We start from the raw sequence: 17,325 nt of genomic DNA on the forward strand, positions 1-17,325 counted from the left end.
GCTTTCCCCGCACCGGGGATGTGACGATTCGCCGTACGGAAACCGAGGTTGCCGTACGGCGAATCGTCGATTTTGCGGTGTGGGTCTACTCGCGATGGCATGCGGCGCCCACGGAAGTCACCGTTTGACCGCGCGGGGGCGCTCTGCCAGAATTACTACCCGAACGGTCGGTAATGTAATCCGGCCGTTCGTGGCGCGATGAAGGGCAGGCGACGATGGCCGACGCATACCTAGTTTCGGGCGTGCGAACGCCCGTCGGACGGTACGGAGGGGTGCTCTCGGGCGTGCGTCCCGACGACCTCGCCGCACTCGTCGTCCGCGAGGTGATCGAGCGGGCGGGCGTGCCGGTGGATGCCATCGATGAGGTGATGCTCGGTGGCGCGAACCAGGCGGGTGAAGACAACCGCAACGTCGCGCGGATGGCAGTGCTGCTGGCCGGCCTACCGGATCAGGTGCCGGGCGTGACGATCAACCGGCTCTGCGCATCCGGCCTCTCGGCCGTGGCGATGGCCGCGCAAGCAGTGCGCGCGGGGGATGCCGACATCATCGTCGCGGGCGGTGTCGAGTCCATGACCAGGGCGCCGTGGGTGCAGGCGAAGCCGGAACGCGCGTTCGCGAAGCCGGGCGCCCAGTTCGACACGTCGATCGGGTGGCGCTTCACGAACCCCGCGATCGCCGCACGCGACAAGGCGACGTTCTCGATGCCGGAGACCGCCGAGGAGGTCGCCCGCGTCTACGGCGTGAGCCGTGAGGATGCCGACGCCTTCGCCCTGCAAAGCCACCGTCGCGCCGTCGCAGCGATCGACGCCGGCCGCTTCGACGACGAGATCGTCGCGGTTCCGACCAGGTCGGGGCCCGTGACCGTCGACGAGGGTCCGCGCCGGGACACGAGCCTCGAGGCGCTCGCCGGATTGCGTCCCGTGGTCGCGGGCGGATCCGTCGTGACGGCAGGAAACTCGAGCGGGCTGAACGACGGGGCGTCCGCGATCGCCGTCGCCAGTGCCGACGCCGTCGAACGCTACGGCCTCGTGCCGCGCGCTCGCGTCACGGCCGGGGCGAGTGTCGGCGTCGCACCGGAGGTGATGGGAATCGGACCGGTTCCCGCGACGCGCAAGGTGCTGCAGCGCAGCGGTCTGACGATCGACGAGCTCGGCGCGATCGAGTTGAACGAGGCCTTCGCGACGCAGTCGCTGGCGGTGATACGTCAGCTCGGGCTCGACGACACGAGGGTGAACGCCGACGGCGGGGCGATCGCGCTGGGGCATCCGCTCGGGTCAAGCGGTTCACGGCTCGTCGTCACGCTGCTCGGCCGTATGGAGCGCGAGAACGCGCGCTACGGCCTGGCCACGATGTGCGTCGGGGTCGGGCAGGGCTCAGCGCTGATCATCGAGCGGGTGGGCGAGGTGAACACTGAGCGGGCGGGCGAGGCGAGCGCTGCGCGGGTGGATGCCGCATGAGCGCACCGGAAACCATCCGCGTCGACCGCGGCGCCGACCGTGTGCGTGTCACGCTGAACCGCCCGGAGGTGCGCAACGCCATCGACCGGCGCATGGTCGATGAGCTGCACGAGGTCTGCGCTGAGCTCGAGGAGGATCCGAAGATCCTCGTCGTCGCGGGTGGCGACGGCATGTTCGCGTCGGGTGCCGACATCGCGGAGATGCGGGAGCGTACGGCCGACGATGCGCTGGCCGGCATCAACATGAACCTGTTCATCCGCATTGCGCGATTGCCGATGCCGGTGATCGCCGCCGTCGACGGATACGCTCTCGGCGGCGGAGCGGAGCTTGCCTACGCGGCGGACTTCCGGATCGGCACGCAGCGCACGGTGTTCGGCAACCCGGAGACCGGGCTCGGCATCATCGCCGCGGCTGGGGCATCCTGGCGGCTGCGTGAGCTCGTGGGCGAGCCGGTCGCGAAGCAGGTACTGCTCGCTGGTCGTCGACTGGATGCCGACGAGTCGCTGCGGCTCGGGCTGCTCGGCGAGGTCGTCGAGCTGTCGGACCTGTTGGCGGCGGCCGATCGCCTCGCCGACCGCATCGCCGCGCTCGACCCGGCCGCGACGCGCGCGACGAAGGCGGTGTTCGCGGCGGCCGGGCACGAGCATCCGCTGGTCGATCTCGAGGCGCAGGCCGTGCTGTTCGAGTCGCCCCAGAAGCGGCGGCGCATGACCGAATTCCTCGAGCGGAGGAAGCGATGACGACGCGCTCGCCGCACGTGCGGCTGCCTGAGGCCATCGGCGTGCTCGGCGGCGGAGTGATGGGTGCGGGCATCGCGCACGCATTCCTGGTGTCGGGATGCCTGGTGCAGGTGGTGGAGCGTGACGAGGAGCAGCGCGTGGCGGCATCCGCACGCGTGCTGCGCTCGGCCGCGGCGAGCGTCGAACGGGGCAGCACCACGGAGTCGCTCGATGCGCTGGCCGGTCGGCTCGCCGTGGGGACGGACGATGCGGCGTTCGCGGGCTGCGGGCTCGTGATCGAGGCCGTACCGGAAGTGGCGGAGCTGAAGATCGAGTCGCTCGTGCGCATCCGTGTCGTGGCGCCCGGCGCGATCATCGCCAGCAATACGTCGTCGATCTCGATCGACGAGCTCGGTGCGGCGTTGGATGACGCATCGCGATTCCTCGGGCTGCACTTCTTCAATCCGGTGCCGGCGTCGAAGCTCGTCGAGGTGGTGCGAGGTGCCGCGACGTCGCAGCAGACCCTCGACGCTGCGCAAGACTGGGTCGCCGGGATCGGCAAGAGGGCCGTGACGGTGCGCGATGCGCCGGGATTCGCCTCCAGCAGGCTCGGCGTCGCCCTCGGACTCGAGGCGATCAGGATGCTCGAACACGGCGTCGCCAGCGCGCAGGACATCGACGCGGCGATGGAACTGGGCTACCGGCATCCGGTCGGCCCGCTGAAGCTCACCGACATCGTCGGACTCGACGTGCGCCTCGGCATCGCCGAGTACCTGCACGAGAAGCTCGGCGAGCGGTTCGCGCCGCCGCAGCTGCTGCGCGACAAGGTCGCCGCGGGCGAGCTCGGCCGCAAGAGCGGACGCGGGTTCTACGAGTGGCCGGAGGCCGGAGCGTGACCGCGCCCCGCTACTCGACCAGCGGTCGGTCGACGATGAGGTTCGTGATGCGCGCCGTGCAGAGCAGGCGGCCGTCCTCGTCGGTGATGGTCACGGCGTGCGACGTGACCCGGCGGCCGAGGCTGATCGCCTCGGCGACCCCGGTGACGCGTCCAGACCGGGCGGAGCGGTGGTGCGTCGCGTTGATGTCGACGCCGACCGCCGACTTGCCTGGACCGGCGTGGATGACGGCGGCCCACGATCCGAGCGCCTCGGCGAACGCGACGGATGCGCCGCCGTGCAGCATCCCGAACGACTGGCGATTGCCCTCGACCGGCATGGTCGCGACGACGCGCTGTGCCGACTGCTCCACGATCTCGACGCCCATCTTGACGTCGAGCTCGCCGAGCACGATGCGCCACTGCCCGTCGTCATCGCCCACAGTTGCCACGGCGGCAGGTTACCAGCGACACCACGATCCGCGAGGCTGCACGCCCGCGCCGAGACAGCGGGTAAAGCCCGCACTCTCGGCGCGGACGTGCAGTCTCGCCGAACCCGCTCGCCTACAAGGAGGCATCCGATGACCGACATACTGCCCAGCTACGTGCAGGGGTCGTGGTGGACACCCGACGACGACTCGGATGCCGTTGCGGTGCGCGATGCGTCGACGGGCGAGATCGTGACGCACGTCAGTACGCAGGGGCTCGACCTCGCCGGCGCGCTGGAGTTTGCGCGCACGACGGGGCAGGCATCCCTCGGCCGCCTCACATTCCACCAGCGTGCCCTGCTGCTCAAGCAGTTCGCGCAGGCGCTCACTGCCCGCAAAGAGGAGCTCTATGAGCTCTCGGCTCGTACCGGCACCACGAAGACGGATGCCATGGTCGACATCGACGGCGGCATCGGCGTGCTCTTCACCTACTCGTCGAAGGGGCGACGTGAGCTGCCGAACACGCAGCTCGTCGTCGACGGGCCAGCGGAGCAGCTGTCGAAGGGCGGCACATTCCTCGGGCGGCATATCTACTCGCGGCTGCCGGGAGCAGCCGTGCAGATCAACGCGTTCAACTTTCCGGTCTGGGGATCGCTGGAGAAGTTCGCGCCTGCGTTCCTCGCCGGTGTTCCGTCCGTCGTGAAGCCCGCGACGCCGACCGGCTATCTCGCAGAGGCGTTCGTGCGCATCCTCGTCGAGTCCGGCCTGCTGCCGGATGGCACGCTGCAGCTCATCTCCGGCAGCGTGCCAGGCCTGTTCGACGCGCTGCGGCTCGGCGACATCGTGTCGTTCACAGGATCGGCGTCGACGGCCGAGCGCCTGCGCGCCCACGACAGCGTGCAGACCGGCGGCGTGCGATTCACCAGCGAGACCGACTCGATCAACGCCTCCGTGCTCGGCAGGGATGCCGCTCCCGGCACCCCGGAGTTCGACGCGTTCGTGCGCGGCGTGGTCACCGAGCTGACGGCCAAGGCCGGCCAGAAGTGCACAGCGATCCGTCGCATCATCGTGCCCGAGCGGACGCGCGGAGCCGTCATGGCGGCGATCGCAGAGCGGATCGCCCAGCGCGTCGTTCTCGGCGACCCGCGTGCCGAGGGCGTCACCATGGGACCACTGGCCTCGAGGGAGCAGCGCACAGAGGTGCTGCGACAGGTCAGTCGTCTGCTCGACGCCGGTGGACACGTCGTGCTCGGGTCACTCGACGCTCCCGAGGTGGTCCGTAGCGACGGGAGTCGGGGCGTCGACCCCGATGGAGCTTTCGTGGCGCCGATCCTCCTCGAGTTCGAAGACCAGTGGGCGGATGCCGTGCACAGCGTCGAAGCTTTCGGTCCGGTCGCGAGCGTGCTCGGCTATGAGAACACCGCGGATGCCATCGCGCTGGTCGCCGCGGGCCGCGGCTCGCTCGTGACGAGCGTCGCATCCCACGACGCATCAGAAGTCGTGGACCTGGTGAGCGGCATCGCAGCGTTCAACGGCCGCGTACTCGTGCTCGATCGCGACGACGCGCGCAGTTCCACCGGACACGGCTCGCCCGTTCCGCACCTCGTGCACGGAGGACCGGGCCGAGCCGGCGGCGGGGAGGAGCTGGGCGGCATCCGGGCCGTGCTGCACCACATGCAGCGCACCGCGATCCAGGGGTCGCCCGACATGCTGACGGCGATCACCGGCGAGTGGCACGCCGGGGCGGCATCGGAGGCTGGCGAGCGGCATCCCTTCCGCAAGCCGCTGTCGCAGCTGCGCATCGGCGACCGCATCTCGTCCGAGGCTCGCGAGGTCACGCTCGACGACATCGAGCACTTCGCGCACTTCACCGGCGACACGTTCTACGCGCATATGGACGAGGAGGCCGCCGCAGCGAACCCGTTCTTCCCGGGTCGGGTCGCGCACGGCTACTTGCTGATCTCGTTCGCCGCAGGGCTCTTCGTCGATCCGGCCCCCGGGCCCGTGCTCGCGAACTACGGGCTCGAGAACCTGCGGTTCCTCACTCCGGTGTCGCCCGGCGACAGCATCCGCGTCGACTTGACGGCGAAGCAGATCACGCCGCGCGAGACGGATGCCTACGGCGAGGTGCGCTGGGACGCCGTGCTCACGAATCAGCGCGACGAGACCGTGGCAACGTACGACGTGCTGACGCTCGTCGCGAAAGAGTAGGAGCGGCGGATGGTCGACGCCGGCACCTGGCGGCACGCCAGAGGCGCCGCAATTCAGGACATGTGTCGAGCCGAGCCGGATATGTGCTCGGCAGCGTGTATGTCCTGAAAAGAGGCGGGGGGATCGGCAGGGGGATCGGCGGCCATCCGCAGGCCGTCGAAGGCGACCGTGAGCACGTCGTCGGCCAGCTGCTCCGCGTCCTCGGCGCCGCCGGGCCGGTACCACTCGACGATCGAGTTGATCATGCCGAACAGCAGGCGCGTGGCGATGCCGGGATCGACGTCCGCCCGCAGTGACCCCTCGTCGCGGGCGTTGACGACGAGACGGGCGACCGCGCGGTCGAACGCACGCCTTCGGGAGAGGGCGGCGCGCTCCACGTCGGTGTTGCCGCGCACGCGGAGCAGCAGCGTCACGTACGGAAGACGGTCGACGAGCACGCGCACGGCGCCGCGCAACACGTGGGCGAGCCGGTCGGAAGCGGAACCCGTGACGGCTCCCTCTTCGGCGAGCACGCCCTCGAGTCCGTCCAGGGCCTCATCGAGTGCGAGCTGCAACAGCTCGTCCTTCGACGTGACGTGGTGATAGATCGCGGACTTCGACAGGCCGAGGCGCTGGGCGAGCACGCCGATCGACGTGGCGTCGTAGCCGTACTCGTTGAAGGCAGCGACGGCGACTTCGAGGATGCCTCGCTGGTCGTACCCGGGCCGCCCGCGTCTCGTCGTCTCAGTCATCGGACCAAGTCTGGCATTCCGCTTGCGTCCGATCCGTGAGCCATCAGCGCAGGTCATACACCCGCTTGTACTTGCCGTCGCTGCGCGGCAGCGTGCCAGGCTCCTCGAGCTTCACCTCGACGCTCGTGCCGATGTGCACCTTGATGCGCTGCGCGAGTACGATCGCCGCGGCTTCGCACGTCTCGCGCGGCAGGTCCGGGTGGCGTTCGATGCGCACCGTCATGGCATCCAGTTGCCCTGACCTCGTCAGCTCGAGCACGAAATGCGGCGTGAGCGTCTCGATGCCGAGCACGATCTCTTCGATCTGCGTCGGGAACAGGTTGACGCCGCGCAGGATGATCATGTCGTCGTTGCGACCGGTGATCTTCTCGATTCTGCGCATGGACGGCCGCGCGGTGCCTGGCAGCAGGCGCGTCAGATCGCGGGTGCGGTACCGCAGCACAGGGAACGCCTCTTTCGTGAGCGACGTGAAAACGAGCTCGCCGCGCTCGCCGTCGGGCAGCGGGTTGCCGTCGTCGTCGATCACCTCGGGCAGAAAGTGGTCCTCCCAGATGTGCGGGCCGTCCTTCGTCTCGACGCACTCGTTGCCGACGCCCGGCCCCATCACCTCGCTGAGCCCGTAGATGTCCACGGCGTCGATGTTCAGGCGCCGCTCGATGGTGTGCCGCATCTCGTTCGTCCACGGCTCCGCTCCGAGAATCGCGACCCGCAGGCTCGTGGCGCGAGGGTCGATTCCGGCGGTCTCCATCGCGTCCGCGATCGTGAGCAGGTAGCTCGGGGTGCACATGATGGCATCCGGCTCGAAGTCGTTGATCAGTTGCACCTGCCTGGCGGTCTGGCCCCCGGAGACCGGGATGACCGTTGCCCCGAGCCGCTCGATGCCGGCGTGCGCGCCGAGGCCGCCGGTGAAGAGGCCGTAGCCGTAGGCGTTGTGCACCTTCATGCCGGGACGCACGCCGGATGCCCGCAACGACCTCGCCACGAGATCGGCCCAGCGATCCAGATCCCCTGTCGTGTACCCGACGACCGTCGGCCGTCCGGTCGTGCCGCTGGAGGCGTGGATGCGCGCCACCTGCGACATCGGAACGGCGAACATGCCGAACGGGTACGTCTCACGCAGGTCCGCCTTCGTGGTGAACGGGAGCAGGTGGACATCCTCGAGCGAGCGGATGTCCGTTGGCGCGACGCCGGCTTCGTCGAGTTTGCGCGTGTAGAGCGGCACGTTCTCGTAGGCGTGCCGAACGGTCCACTGCAGGCGCTTCAGCTGCAGCGCCTCGAGCTCGTCGCGGGTCATGCGCTCTTCGAGATCGAGATCGAGATCGAGATCGGTGGTTGGGGCTGGTGCGTGTGTCGTCATCGACATCGACCTCTCCTGATTGTCGGGCGGTCGCTCAGGCGGTGGGCGGAGTACGGCGGGTGGTGATGGAGCGGCCGCGGAATTCTGCGACCGCGTCGCCTGCCTCGTCGACGATGCTCACGTCGTAGAGCCCGGTGCGTCCGCTGAGTACGCGTCTGCGCGCTGTCGCCGTGAGCACAGCGCCCGAGGTGGTGGATCTCAGAAACGTGATGTCTGCGCCGGCGGCGACCGTGACGTTCTCGTCTTCGTTGCAGGCGATCGCGAACGCGGTGTCGGCGAGCGCGAAGACGAGGCCGCCGTGGATGATGTCGAAACCGTTCAGCATCTCGTCGCGCACGGGCATCCGCACAACCGCGTAACCCGCCTCGTCGGCCAGCACCTCCATGCCGAGGGATGCCGAGGCACGATCGCGTCGCATCATCGTCTGACTGCTCATTCCAGGCTCCTCGTCGAACGCTGAACGTGCCGACACCGAGGGGTGGTTGTCGGCCTTCCGGCACCGACTATATACTAACTGAACGACCGGTTAGTAATGAATGGAGTCGACGATGACGACAGCCGAAGCCTCTGCGCCGACGCCGGAGGAGCTCGAGTTCCAGCGACTGATCGACGAGGACTCCCGGGTGGAGCCGACAGATTGGATGCCGGATGCCTACCGCAAGACGCTCGTGCGCCAGATCTCGCAGCACGCCCACTCCGAGATCATCGGCATGCAGCCGGAGGGCAACTGGATCACCCGCGCGCCGAGCCTGAAGCGCAAGGCGATCCTGATGGCCAAGGTGCAGGACGAGGCCGGACACGGGCTCTACCTCTATTCGGCGGCGCAGACGCTGGGCACCACCCGCGACACCATGTACGAGCAGCTGCTCAGCGGTGCTGCGAAGTACTCGTCGATCTTCAACTACACGACGCCCACGTGGGCCGACATGGGATCGATCGGATGGTTGGTCGACGGTGCGGCGATCTGCAATCAGGTGCCGCTGTGCCGGGCGTCCTATGGTCCGTACGGTCGCGCGATGGTACGCATCTGCAAAGAGGAGTCGTTTCACCAGCGCCAGGGCTTCGAGATCTTGCTGACGCTGATGCGCGGGAGCGACGAGCAGCGCCGCATGGCCCAGGAGTCGGTGAACCGCTGGTACGCGCCGGCGTTGATGATGTTCGGCCCTCCTGACGGAGAGTCGCCCAACTCGCAGCGCAGCATGGCGTGGAAGATCAAGCGGTTCAGCAATGACGACCTGCGGCAGCGCTTCGTCGACATGATCGTGCCGCAGGCCGAGGTACTCGGCGTGACGTTGCCCGATCCCGACCTGAAATGGAACGAGGAGCGCGGGCACTACGACTTCGGCGAGTTGGACTGGGACGAGTTCTCCGAGGTGCTCGCCGGTCGCGGCCAGGCCAACACGATTCGCCTCGCCAATCGGCGTGAGGCGCACGAAGAAGGCGCGTGGGTGCGGGAGGCAGCACGGGCGTACGCGGCGCGTGTGGATGCCGACTGCTCGGCGCTGCTGGAGAAGGTCGCCTGATGGCCGCACCTGGTTCGGAAGCGGGAAAACACGAGACGTGGCCGCTCTGGGAGGTCTTCATCCGCTCGTCGCGCGGACTGTCGCACGTGCACGCCGGATCGCTGCACGCGCCGGATGCCGTGATGGCCGTTCGCAACGCCCGTGACCTCTACACGCGGCGCGGCGAGGGCGTCTCGATCTGGGTCGTGCCGTCGGAGCAGATCACCACGTCAGACGTGGATGCGCGCGGCGGCTTCTTCGAGTCGGCGGAGGGCAAGGAATTCCGTCACGCCACGTACTACACCGCGTCAGAAGAGGTGCCGCACCTGTGAAGCACACGAATCGCGCCGTCTCGACCGCCGTGTCGGCCGAGGTGATCGAGCGCGAGCTGGCAGAGGGCCTCGAACGCCCGAGAGACGACGTCGCACGGTATGCGCTCGGCCTCGGAGACGACGCCCTCATCCTCGCCCAGCGGCTGGGCGAGTGGATCGCGCACGCCCCCGAGCTCGAAGAGGATGTCGCGCTCGGCAACATCGGTCTGGATCTGCTCGGTCACGCACGGTCGTTCCTCACCTACGCGGGCTCCGCCTGGAGCAAGAGCGAGGACGATCTCGCGTACTTCCGCGACGAGCAGGAGTTCTGCAACCACCAGCTCTTCGAGCGCCCGAACGGCGACTTCGCGCACACCATCGCCAGGCAGCTCATCGCCTCGGTGTACTTCGACGCGCTGTACCGGCGGCTGCAGGCATCCGACGACGCCACGCTCGCCGCGATCGCCGCCAAAGCGCTGAAGGAGGTCGACTACCACGTCGACCACAGCGTGCAATGGGTGCGCAGGCTGGGAGGAGGCACGGATGTCTCCCACGAGCGCATGCAGGCCGGTCTCGATGCGATGTGGCCGTTCGTCGACGAGCTGTTCCGTCCTGACGAGTCGGTCGCCGCGCTGGGGCCCGTGGCCGTGCCACCGGAGAGTCTGCGCGAGACGTTCGAACGCACGGTTCCCGCGGTCATCGTCGCATCCGGACTGCAGGTGCCGGAGTTGCAGCCGGCACGCGGTGGAGGACGCGACGGCCTGCACACCGAAGCGTTCGGGCATCTGGTCGCGGAGATGCAGGTGCTTGCGAGGCGGCATCCGGGGGCGACGTGGTGATCGCGACGATGCAGCGAACCAAGGAGCAGCGAACCGAAGAACAGCGGGTCTGGGCGCTCGCCGCGACCGTGTGCGACCCGGAGGTGCCGGTGCTGACCATCGAGGATCTCGGCGTGCTGCGGTCCGTTCGCATCGCGGCGCCGGCCGACGGTGGAACAGTGCTGGTCGAGATCACGCCGACGTATTCCGGATGCCCCGCCATCGACGCGATGCGCGACGACATCGTGAACACGCTGAACGACGCGGGCTACACCGACGTCACCGTGCGCACGGTGCTGGCGCCCGCCTGGACCACCGACTGGATGAGTGACGCAGGCAAGGCGAAGCTCGAGGCCTTCGGTATCGCACCGCCCGGTGCGCGAAGGGACGGCCGGGTCGGACTCGGGCTCGGCATCCGCTGCCCGCACTGCGGATCGTTGCACACCCGTGAGCTCTCCCACTTCGGCTCGACCTCGTGCAAGGCGCTCTACGTCTGCCAGCGCTGCCGGGAGCCTTTCGACTACTTCAAGGCCCACTGATGGAGAGCGTGATCTCGGCACCGCTCCCGTCCCAGTCCAGGCGTCGTGGCGCGTTCCACACTCTCGAGGTCGCCGATGTGCGCAGGCTGACTCCGGATGCCATCGAGGTCACGTTCGCCGTGCCCGACGAGCTCGCGCATGCGTACGACTACGAGCCGGGGCAGTACATCGCGATCCGCATGCAGATCGGCGAGGACGTGCTGCGGCGCAGCTACTCGATCTGCCAGGCGCCGGCGCCCGGCGAGCTCAAGGTGGCGATCAAACGCGACCTCGGCGGCGTCTTCTCGGGTTGGGCGCTGGAGAGCCTCGCGCCGGGCATGAGTCTCGACGTGATGAGTCCGGAAGGCAGGTTCACGTCGCAGGTGCTGCTCGAGAGACCCGGACACTACGCGGCGATCGCGGCCGGCAGCGGCATCACTCCGGTGATCGCCCTTGCGCAGAGCGTGCTGGCGGCCTCGGAGGGCAACCGGTTCTCGCTCGTCTACTCGAACCGCACGGCGATGGACACGATGTTCGTCGACGACCTTGCGGACCTGAAGGACAGGTATCCCTCGCGCCTTGCGCTCTATCACGTGCTGACCAGGGAGCGGCGGAGTTCCGAGCTGCTCAGCGGGCGGCTGGATGCCGGCAAGCTGGCGCAGATCCTCGACGCGCTCGTGCCCGTGGACGATGTGGACGAGTGGTTCTTCTGCGGGCCGTTCGAGCTCGTGCAGCTGTGTCGCGACACGCTCGCCGGGCGTGGGGTTCCCGCCGAACGCATCCGTTACGAGCTGTTCACGACGGGAGAACCGGGTTCACCGGCGCCACAGCGTGGACGTCCGATCGTGGTCGATCCCGGCGACGACGTGTGCACCATCTCGTTCCGGCTCGACGGCACGACGTCGACCGTGACGAGTGCGGTGCACTCGCAGGAGAGCATCCTGAACGCGGCGCTGCGGGTGCGCGGCGATGTGCCGTTCGCGTGCGCGGGCGGAGTGTGCGGCACGTGCCGCGCGGTGCTGCGCGAGGGCACCGTCGACATGGTGGAGAACTACGCGCTGGAGCCTGACGAACTCGAGCGCGGCTATGTGTTGACCTGTCAGTCGATCCCCACGAGCGATCGCGTCGAAGTGGACTATGACACGTGACCCGCTGGTTCGCGTTCGGGTCGCACGAACTGGGGTCGACGAGCATCCATGATCCCAACTTGTGCGACCTGAACCGAATGTAGAGAGGACTCCACCATGTCGATCCGCACCGAGCGCAACGGCGATGTCGTCGAGGTCGTGCTCGACTGGCCCGAGAAGCTCAACTCGCTTGATCTCGACGCACTCGTCGAGCTCGATTCGGCGCTCGGAAGTGTCGAGGATGCCAGGGCGCTGGTGCTGCGCGGCGAAGGCAGGGCCTTCTGCGCCGGGCGCGACGTCTCGCACGTCGACCCCGCGACGGATGACCCGCGCGGCTATCTCGACACGCTCACGGCGTTGCTCCACAGGCTTGCCGAGTTCCCTGCGCCGACCTTCGGTGTGGCGACCGGAGCGTGCCTCGGCGTCGGGCTCGGACTCCTCATCGCGACGGACGTGGTCTACGTCGCCGACACCGCGAGAATCGGATCCCCGTTCGCCGGTCTGGGCGCCGCGCTCGACTCGGGCGGGCATGCGCTGTTCGTGGCGCGGCTCGGCACCCATCGTGCACTCGACCTCATCTACACGGGCGAGCTGATGAGCGGGGCTGATGCCGTGGCATCCGGCCTCTTCAGCCGCGTCGTGCCCGCCGACGATGTGCTCGCGTTCACCCGCGAGAAGGCCGCGGCGGTGGCAGCTGGGCCGACGGCCGCGTTCGTCACCGAGAAACGCCTCGTCGCGCGACTGCGGGACGATCGCATCGGTCTCTGGGACTCGGTCGCAGACGAGACGGATGCCCAGGTCGCCCTGTCGGCGACGGCGGACTACGCGGAGGGCTTCGCGGCGTTCCGCGAGAAGCGCAGGCCGGGTTTCACCGGGCGGTGACGTCCGCCGGCATCCTCGTCAGCTTCCGCTGAGCGCGGCGACGAGCGGTGCCAGTCGCTGTGCGTACTCCTCGGACAGCGTGATGTACGACACACCGGTGGCGGCACGCAGGGCGAGCAGGGCGTCGGCGTCGCGCGACGGATCGCCAGACAGCATCCCGATCGCTCCCGAGTCGCGCAGCTGCTCCGGCGTGATGCCGGCGGTTCGTCGAAGCCACTCGGGCACGTCGTCCCCGACGCCGACGACCTGAAGCGACAGCTCCAGCGGCGGCCTCTCGGCCGGGGTCGCCTCCCGCACTCGCTTCGCCGTCGCAGCGACGGCATCCAGATCGGCAGTGGGGGCGAGGGGGAGCGCGACGGCGTGGGCGTGCCGTCCGGCGAGGCGGAGCATCCGGTCGCCGGACGCCGCGAGCGTGATCGGAACGGCGGAGCCGAACGCGGCACGTGTCGCCTCGAGCACTGCCTGTACGCGGTCGACCCGATCACGCGCGGAGCCCCACGGAACGTTCAGGGCCGCGGCATCCTGCTCGGCCTGCGGACGTCCTGCACCCAGGCCCAGCTCGAAGCGTCCGTTCGACAACTCCACGAGGGCGCGCGTCTCACGGAGCGTGTGTTCGGGAGTACGCAGCGGGGCCGCGAGCACCCACGTGCCGAGGTGCAGCGTGCTCGTCGTGACCGCGGCGGCCGCCAGCGCAGGGAACGGCGACGGCGTGTACAGGGTGTCGGGCACGAGCAGAGCGGAGTACCCGGCGTCCTCGAGTCGCTGTGCGCTCTCGCCCCATGACCGGGCATCGCCATGGGCTCCGCTGACCGCGCCGAATCGGAAGGATGTCATGACTTCAGCATCGTGCGAAGCCGGGTCGGTCCGCATCCACCGGCCGGACCATCTGCAGTACTCCGACTAGAGCAGGGCGACCAGAGGCTCCTGCATGCACCGGGCGACGTACGTGAGGAATCCGGATGCCACGTCGCCGTCGCACACCCGGTGGTCGAACACGAGCGACAACGTCGCCACCTTGCGCACGGCCAGCTCGCCAGCCACGACCCACGGCCGGTCGATCACCCGGCCGAGCCCGAGCATCGCGGCCTCCGGATGGTTGATGATCGGCGTCGACCCGTCGACCCCGAACGCGCCGTAGTTGTTCAGGGTGAAGGTGCCGCCGGCCAGTGCTGCAGGGGGATAATCGCCGCGTTCGGCGTGCGTGACGAGGTCGCCGATGGCATCCCGCAGCACCCGCAGCGACATCGCCTGGGCGTCGTGCACGACGGGCACCATCAGGCCGCGCGACGTCTGCGCCGCCAGCCCCAGGTTCACGGCCGCGTGCTGCACGATCTCGCCGGCCGTGTCGTCGACCGATGAGTTCAATGCCGGATACTTCTGCAGCCCGGAGACCACGAACCGTGCGATGAGCGCCGTGAGACTGTAGCGCTCCCCGGTGCTGGCCAGCAGCCGCTCCTTCGCCCGCACCAACTCCGTCGCATCTACGTCGAGCCAGATCGTCGCCTCGGGAATCGTCCGCCGCGACAGCGTGAGGTGGTCGGCGATCAACTTGCGCATGCCGGTGATCGGAATGCGCAGATCGGATGCCTGGCCTGCGGCCTCTTCCTCGCTGCGACGTGCACGGTCGCGAGCCGCGATCGCAGCGTCGACGTCCTCGCGCAGCACAAGCGATCCTGGCCCCGTTCCGGCCAGCTGGGATGCGTCGAAGCCGTTGTCACGCGCGCGTTTGCGAACGATCGGGGAGACCACCGGCGAGTGCCGGGTCGTCTCACCGCTGTGCCTGCGTCCGCGGCCGAACCGTCCCCCTGCCGGCCGTCCCAGCCGCCTCGTCGACTCGGTGACCCCGTAGCCCACCAGTACGGGACCGGAAGCGGACCGTTCCCTGCCGCCGGCATCCGCTCGCAGCGCCGTGCCAGGCACGATGTCCGCGCTCGCCGCAGGGGCGACGGCGCCGACCGCGACCGCGATGAGCGGGGCATCCTTGCGCACGACATCGCCGACGGCGGCGCAGAGCTCCTCGACCTGGCCGGCGAACGGCGACGGCAACTCGACGGAGGACTTCGCCGACTCCACCTCGACCACGGGCTGGTCGATCGCGACCGTGTCGCCCGGCTGCACCAGCCAGGTCACGATGGTCGCCTCGGTGAGGCCCTCGCCGAGGTCGGGCAGCAGGAATCGCTCGGTTGTCACTCGGCTCACCATTCCCAGGTGTCGAGTGCGGCGAGCACGCGCTCGGCGGTCGGCAGAAAGTACTCCTCGAGCTTCGGCGAGGGGAAAGGAACGTCGAAGCCGGCGATGCGCAGAATCGGCGCCGCGAGGTGGAAGAAGTTGCGCTCCGTCACGCGCGCGGCGACCTCGGCACCGTAGCCCCCGAACTGCGCTGCCTCGTGGATGACCGCGGCGCGGGTGGTCTTGCGCACCGAGCCGCCAACGGTCTCGTCGTCGAACGGCGACAGCGTGCGCAGGTCGATCACCTCGATCGAGAGGTCCTCGAGCTCGGCCAGCGCTGCGGCATCCATCGCGGTCTTCACGGTCGGCCCGTATGCGAGCAGCGTGACGTCTGTACCGGTGCGGATGACGCGGGCACGGTCGAGCGGAGCGGCCGGGGTCGAGTGGTCGACGGCATCCTTCATCCAATACCGGCTCTTCGGCTCGAGGAAGATCACGGGGTCGTTGCTCGAAATCGCCTGCCGGAGCATCCAGTAGGCGTCGGACGGGTTCGACGGCGTGACCACCGTGAGACCTGGAGTGTGCGTCCAGTAAGCCTCGGAGGAGTCGGAGTGGTGCTCCACACCGCCGATCCCGCCCGCGTAGGGAATGCGCACCACGACGGGCAGCTCCAGCGCGCCCTTCGTGCGGTTGCGCATCTTGGCGAGGTGCGACGTGATCTGCTGGAACGCCGGATAGCTGAAGGCGTCGAACTGCATCTCGATCACGGGCCGCATGCCGTTCATCGCCATGCCGATCGCCGTGCCGACGATGCCGGCCTCCGCGAGTGGCGAGTCCCACACCCGGTCGTCGCCGAACCTGGCGCTCAGCCCGTCGGTCACCCGGAAGACGCCGCCGAGCGGGCCGACGTCCTCGCCGAAGACCACGACCGAGTCGTCCTCGGACATCGCGTCGGCGAGCGCCGAGTTCAGCGCCCCGGCGAGTGTGACGGATGCCGGCGCCTGCGCCACAGCCGCCGTCACGTTCGTGTCGTGTGCGATCGTCATGACAGGTGCCTCGCTTCACTGGATTCGAGTTCGGTTGCCAGGTAGTCCCGCTGCTCGGCGAGCGCCGCGCGCGGGGTCGCGTACACGTGGTCGAAGAGCTCGAGCGGATCAAGGTGCGGGGACTCGTTCATCGCGTCGCGGGTCTCGGCGGCGAGCTGCTCTGCGGCATCCGCGATCTCCGCACGCAGCTTCTCGGTGAGTGCGCCCTCGCGGATCAGATAGGACTCGATGCGCGCGATCGGGTCGAGGACGCGCCAGCGCTCCACCTCCTCGTCGCCTCGGTAGCGGCTCGGGTCGTCGGAGTTGGTGTGAGCCTCCATGCGATAGGTGAGGCCCTCGATCAGTGTCGGGCCGCCGCCGTTCCTGGCGCGATCGAGGGCATCCGTGATCACGGCGTACATCGCAGCGACGTCGTTGCCGTCGACGAAGTGACCGGGCATTCCGTAGCCGATCGCCTTGTCGGCGAGCGTTCGCGCGCGCGACTGCTTGGAGAACGGCACGCTGATCGCATAGCCGTTGTTCTGCACGACGAACACGGTGGGCGCCTGCCAGACGGCGGCGAAATTGAACGCCTCGTGCGCCTCGCCCTCGCTGGTGGCACCGTCGCCGAGGAACGCGAGGGTCGCGACGGATTCGTGCCGCATCTTCGACGCCGTCGCGAACCCGACGGCGTGCAGGGCCTGGGTGGCCAGCGGCGTCGACTGCGGCGCGATGCGGCGCTGCTTGGGGTCGAAGCCGGAGTGCCAGTCGCCGCGGAAGAACGACAGGATCTCCACCGCCTTGACCCCTCGTGCCAGCAGTGCGATCGAATCGCGGTAGGTCGGGAAGAGCCAGTCGTCGTCGGCGAGTGCCGCGGCCGCGGCGATCTCACACGCCTCCTGACCGAGTCCACTGGGATAGGTGGCGAGACGTCCCTGACGGGTGAGCGCCGTGACCTGCACATCGAAGCGCCTGGCGAGCACCATGCGGCGATAGAGATCAAGCAGAATGCCGGCCTCCGGCATCCCGAACCCGGCTCCTCGCTCGTGCGGCGCGGGCTCTCCCCGCTCATCGATCAGCCGGATCGGCTCGGCGGTCGGCCGCGTGACATCGTCGTCGCTCACACTGCCATGGTGCGGTGCTTTCGGGGCCGGCGGGCCGGCATCCGCTCAGGTCGTTTCAGACGGCGCGAGCGG

At 68.8% G+C, this 17,325-nt stretch carries 18 protein-coding genes; 10 read left to right on the plus strand and 8 right to left on the minus strand.

Annotated features, from left to right (window positions below):
* Positions 1 to 215 precede the first annotated feature (215 nt).
* Genes MJ603_RS04525 through MJ603_RS04535 form a run of 3 tightly spaced genes read left to right on the plus strand, consistent with a single transcriptional unit; the run spans position 216 to position 3,072 of the window.
* Positions 216 to 1,457, plus strand: coding sequence for an acetyl-CoA C-acyltransferase (locus MJ603_RS04525; RefSeq protein ID WP_243062455.1), 1,242 nt, complete (start codon positions 216 to 218; stop codon positions 1,455 to 1,457).
* Positions 1,454 to 2,197 (plus strand): enoyl-CoA hydratase/isomerase family protein, encoded by a 744-nt coding sequence (locus MJ603_RS04530; RefSeq protein ID WP_243062456.1) that lies wholly within the window; start codon positions 1,454 to 1,456, stop codon positions 2,195 to 2,197. The genes MJ603_RS04525 and MJ603_RS04530 overlap by 4 nt, the downstream gene beginning before the upstream one ends.
* On the plus strand, positions 2,194 to 3,072 hold the full coding sequence (locus MJ603_RS04535; RefSeq protein ID WP_243062457.1) for a 3-hydroxyacyl-CoA dehydrogenase family protein: 879 nt from the start codon (positions 2,194 to 2,196) through the stop codon (positions 3,070 to 3,072). Before MJ603_RS04530 ends, MJ603_RS04535 begins: the two co-directional genes overlap by 4 nt.
* 10 nt (positions 3,073 to 3,082) lie before the next feature.
* On the opposite strand, the gene MJ603_RS04540 is transcribed toward MJ603_RS04535, so the two are convergent.
* Entirely contained in the window at positions 3,083 to 3,439 is a 357-nt protein-coding gene (locus MJ603_RS04540; protein WP_243062730.1) for a PaaI family thioesterase, read from the minus strand.
* A 192-nt stretch (positions 3,440 to 3,631) separates the two neighbouring features.
* Here MJ603_RS04540 and paaZ point away from each other — a divergent pair, with 192 nt between their 5' ends.
* On the plus strand, positions 3,632 to 5,689 hold the full coding sequence (paaZ, locus tag MJ603_RS04545; RefSeq protein WP_243062458.1) for a phenylacetic acid degradation bifunctional protein PaaZ: 2,058 nt from the start codon (positions 3,632 to 3,634) through the stop codon (positions 5,687 to 5,689).
* A gap of 53 nt (positions 5,690 to 5,742) precedes the next feature.
* On the opposite strand, the gene MJ603_RS04550 is transcribed toward paaZ, so the two are convergent.
* The 3 genes from MJ603_RS04550 to paaI are packed head-to-tail and all read right to left on the minus strand — an operon-like array spanning position 5,743 to position 8,213.
* Positions 5,743 to 6,420: a TetR/AcrR family transcriptional regulator gene (locus MJ603_RS04550; RefSeq protein ID WP_243062459.1), complete on the minus strand. Its 678-nt coding sequence runs from the start codon at positions 6,418 to 6,420 to the stop codon at positions 5,743 to 5,745.
* 43 nt (positions 6,421 to 6,463) lie between these two features.
* A complete protein-coding gene (gene paaK / locus MJ603_RS04555; protein WP_243062731.1) occupies positions 6,464 to 7,777 on the minus strand; it encodes a phenylacetate--CoA ligase PaaK in 1,314 nt (437 codons plus the stop codon).
* A gap of 34 nt (positions 7,778 to 7,811) precedes the next feature.
* Positions 7,812 to 8,213: a hydroxyphenylacetyl-CoA thioesterase PaaI gene (gene paaI / locus MJ603_RS04560; RefSeq protein WP_243062460.1), complete on the minus strand. Its 402-nt coding sequence runs from the start codon at positions 8,211 to 8,213 to the stop codon at positions 7,812 to 7,814.
* Positions 8,214 to 8,325: 112 nt separating this feature from the next.
* On the opposite strand from paaI, the gene paaA reads away from it, so the two are divergent.
* The 6 genes from paaA (at position 8,326) to MJ603_RS04590 (ending at position 12,935) form a co-directional block, all read left to right on the plus strand.
* Complete coding sequence (paaA, locus tag MJ603_RS04565) at positions 8,326 to 9,300, plus strand: 1,2-phenylacetyl-CoA epoxidase subunit PaaA (protein ID WP_243062461.1); 975 nt, start codon at positions 8,326 to 8,328, stop codon at positions 9,298 to 9,300.
* Entirely contained in the window at positions 9,300 to 9,611 is a 312-nt protein-coding gene (gene paaB, locus MJ603_RS04570; RefSeq protein ID WP_243062462.1) for a 1,2-phenylacetyl-CoA epoxidase subunit PaaB, read from the plus strand. The genes paaA and paaB overlap by 1 nt, the downstream gene beginning before the upstream one ends.
* On the plus strand, positions 9,608 to 10,429 hold the full coding sequence (gene paaC / locus MJ603_RS04575) for a 1,2-phenylacetyl-CoA epoxidase subunit PaaC (protein WP_243062463.1): 822 nt from the start codon (positions 9,608 to 9,610) through the stop codon (positions 10,427 to 10,429). The genes paaB and paaC overlap by 4 nt, the downstream gene beginning before the upstream one ends.
* Positions 10,430 to 10,437: 8 nt before the next feature.
* Positions 10,438 to 10,947 (plus strand): 1,2-phenylacetyl-CoA epoxidase subunit PaaD, encoded by a 510-nt coding sequence (gene paaD / locus MJ603_RS04580; RefSeq protein WP_243062464.1) that lies wholly within the window; start codon positions 10,438 to 10,440, stop codon positions 10,945 to 10,947.
* Positions 10,947 to 12,074, plus strand: coding sequence for a 1,2-phenylacetyl-CoA epoxidase subunit PaaE (paaE, locus tag MJ603_RS04585; protein ID WP_243062465.1), 1,128 nt, complete (start codon positions 10,947 to 10,949; stop codon positions 12,072 to 12,074). Before paaD ends, paaE begins: the two co-directional genes overlap by 1 nt.
* Positions 12,075 to 12,170: 96 nt before the next feature.
* Positions 12,171 to 12,935, plus strand: a complete 765-nt coding sequence (locus MJ603_RS04590; RefSeq protein ID WP_243062466.1) for an enoyl-CoA hydratase/isomerase family protein — start codon at positions 12,171 to 12,173, stop codon at positions 12,933 to 12,935.
* 18 nt (positions 12,936 to 12,953) lie between these two features.
* Here MJ603_RS04590 and MJ603_RS04595 read toward each other — a convergent pair whose 3' ends face one another.
* From MJ603_RS04595 to pdhA, 4 genes are all read right to left on the minus strand, one after another.
* Positions 12,954 to 13,769: an LLM class flavin-dependent oxidoreductase gene (locus tag MJ603_RS04595; protein ID WP_243062467.1), complete on the minus strand. Its 816-nt coding sequence runs from the start codon at positions 13,767 to 13,769 to the stop codon at positions 12,954 to 12,956.
* Positions 13,770 to 13,835: 66 nt separating this feature from the next.
* Entirely contained in the window at positions 13,836 to 15,125 is a 1,290-nt protein-coding gene (locus tag MJ603_RS04600; protein ID WP_243062468.1) for a dihydrolipoamide acetyltransferase family protein, read from the minus strand.
* Positions 15,126 to 15,130: 5 nt separating this feature from the next.
* Positions 15,131 to 16,150 carry an alpha-ketoacid dehydrogenase subunit beta gene (locus MJ603_RS04605; RefSeq protein ID WP_243062469.1) on the minus strand — a complete coding sequence of 340 codons (1,020 nt, stop codon included), beginning with the start codon at positions 16,148 to 16,150 and terminating at the stop codon, positions 15,131 to 15,133.
* A complete protein-coding gene (gene pdhA, locus MJ603_RS04610) occupies positions 16,147 to 17,253 on the minus strand; it encodes a pyruvate dehydrogenase (acetyl-transferring) E1 component subunit alpha (RefSeq protein WP_243062470.1) in 1,107 nt (368 codons plus the stop codon). Before pdhA ends, MJ603_RS04605 begins: the two co-directional genes overlap by 4 nt.
* Between the last annotated feature and the right edge of the window lie 72 nt (positions 17,254 to 17,325).

The sequence above is a fragment of the Humibacter sp. RRB41 genome (genome assembly GCF_022761015.1).
In the GTDB taxonomy this organism is placed as follows: domain Bacteria; phylum Actinomycetota; class Actinomycetes; order Actinomycetales; family Microbacteriaceae; genus Humibacter.

Coding starts and splice junctions, on each gene's coding strand:
- MJ603_RS04525 (WP_243062455.1), top strand. CDS start 216: ATGGCCGACGCATACCTAGTTTCGGGCGTGCGAACGCCCGTCGGACGG.
- MJ603_RS04530 (WP_243062456.1), top strand. CDS start 1,454: ATGAGCGCACCGGAAACCATCCGCGTCGACCGCGGCGCCGACCGTGTG.
- MJ603_RS04535 (WP_243062457.1), top strand. CDS start 2,194: ATGACGACGCGCTCGCCGCACGTGCGGCTGCCTGAGGCCATCGGCGTG.
- MJ603_RS04540 (WP_243062730.1), bottom strand. CDS start 3,439: ATGGGCGTCGAGATCGTGGAGCAGTCGGCACAGCGCGTCGTCGCGACC.
- paaZ (WP_243062458.1), top strand. CDS start 3,632: ATGACCGACATACTGCCCAGCTACGTGCAGGGGTCGTGGTGGACACCC.
- MJ603_RS04550 (WP_243062459.1), bottom strand. CDS start 6,420: ATGACTGAGACGACGAGACGCGGGCGGCCCGGGTACGACCAGCGAGGC.
- paaK (WP_243062731.1), bottom strand. CDS start 7,777: ATGACGACACACGCACCAGCCCCAACCACCGATCTCGATCTCGATCTC.
- paaI (WP_243062460.1), bottom strand. CDS start 8,213: ATGAGCAGTCAGACGATGATGCGACGCGATCGTGCCTCGGCATCCCTC.
- paaA (WP_243062461.1), top strand. CDS start 8,326: ATGACGACAGCCGAAGCCTCTGCGCCGACGCCGGAGGAGCTCGAGTTC.
- paaB (WP_243062462.1), top strand. CDS start 9,300: ATGGCCGCACCTGGTTCGGAAGCGGGAAAACACGAGACGTGGCCGCTC.
- paaD (WP_243062464.1), top strand. CDS start 10,438: ATGCAGCGAACCAAGGAGCAGCGAACCGAAGAACAGCGGGTCTGGGCG.
- paaE (WP_243062465.1), top strand. CDS start 10,947: ATGGAGAGCGTGATCTCGGCACCGCTCCCGTCCCAGTCCAGGCGTCGT.
- MJ603_RS04590 (WP_243062466.1), top strand. CDS start 12,171: ATGTCGATCCGCACCGAGCGCAACGGCGATGTCGTCGAGGTCGTGCTC.
- MJ603_RS04595 (WP_243062467.1), bottom strand. CDS start 13,769: ATGACATCCTTCCGATTCGGCGCGGTCAGCGGAGCCCATGGCGATGCC.
- MJ603_RS04605 (WP_243062469.1), bottom strand. CDS start 16,150: ATGACGATCGCACACGACACGAACGTGACGGCGGCTGTGGCGCAGGCG.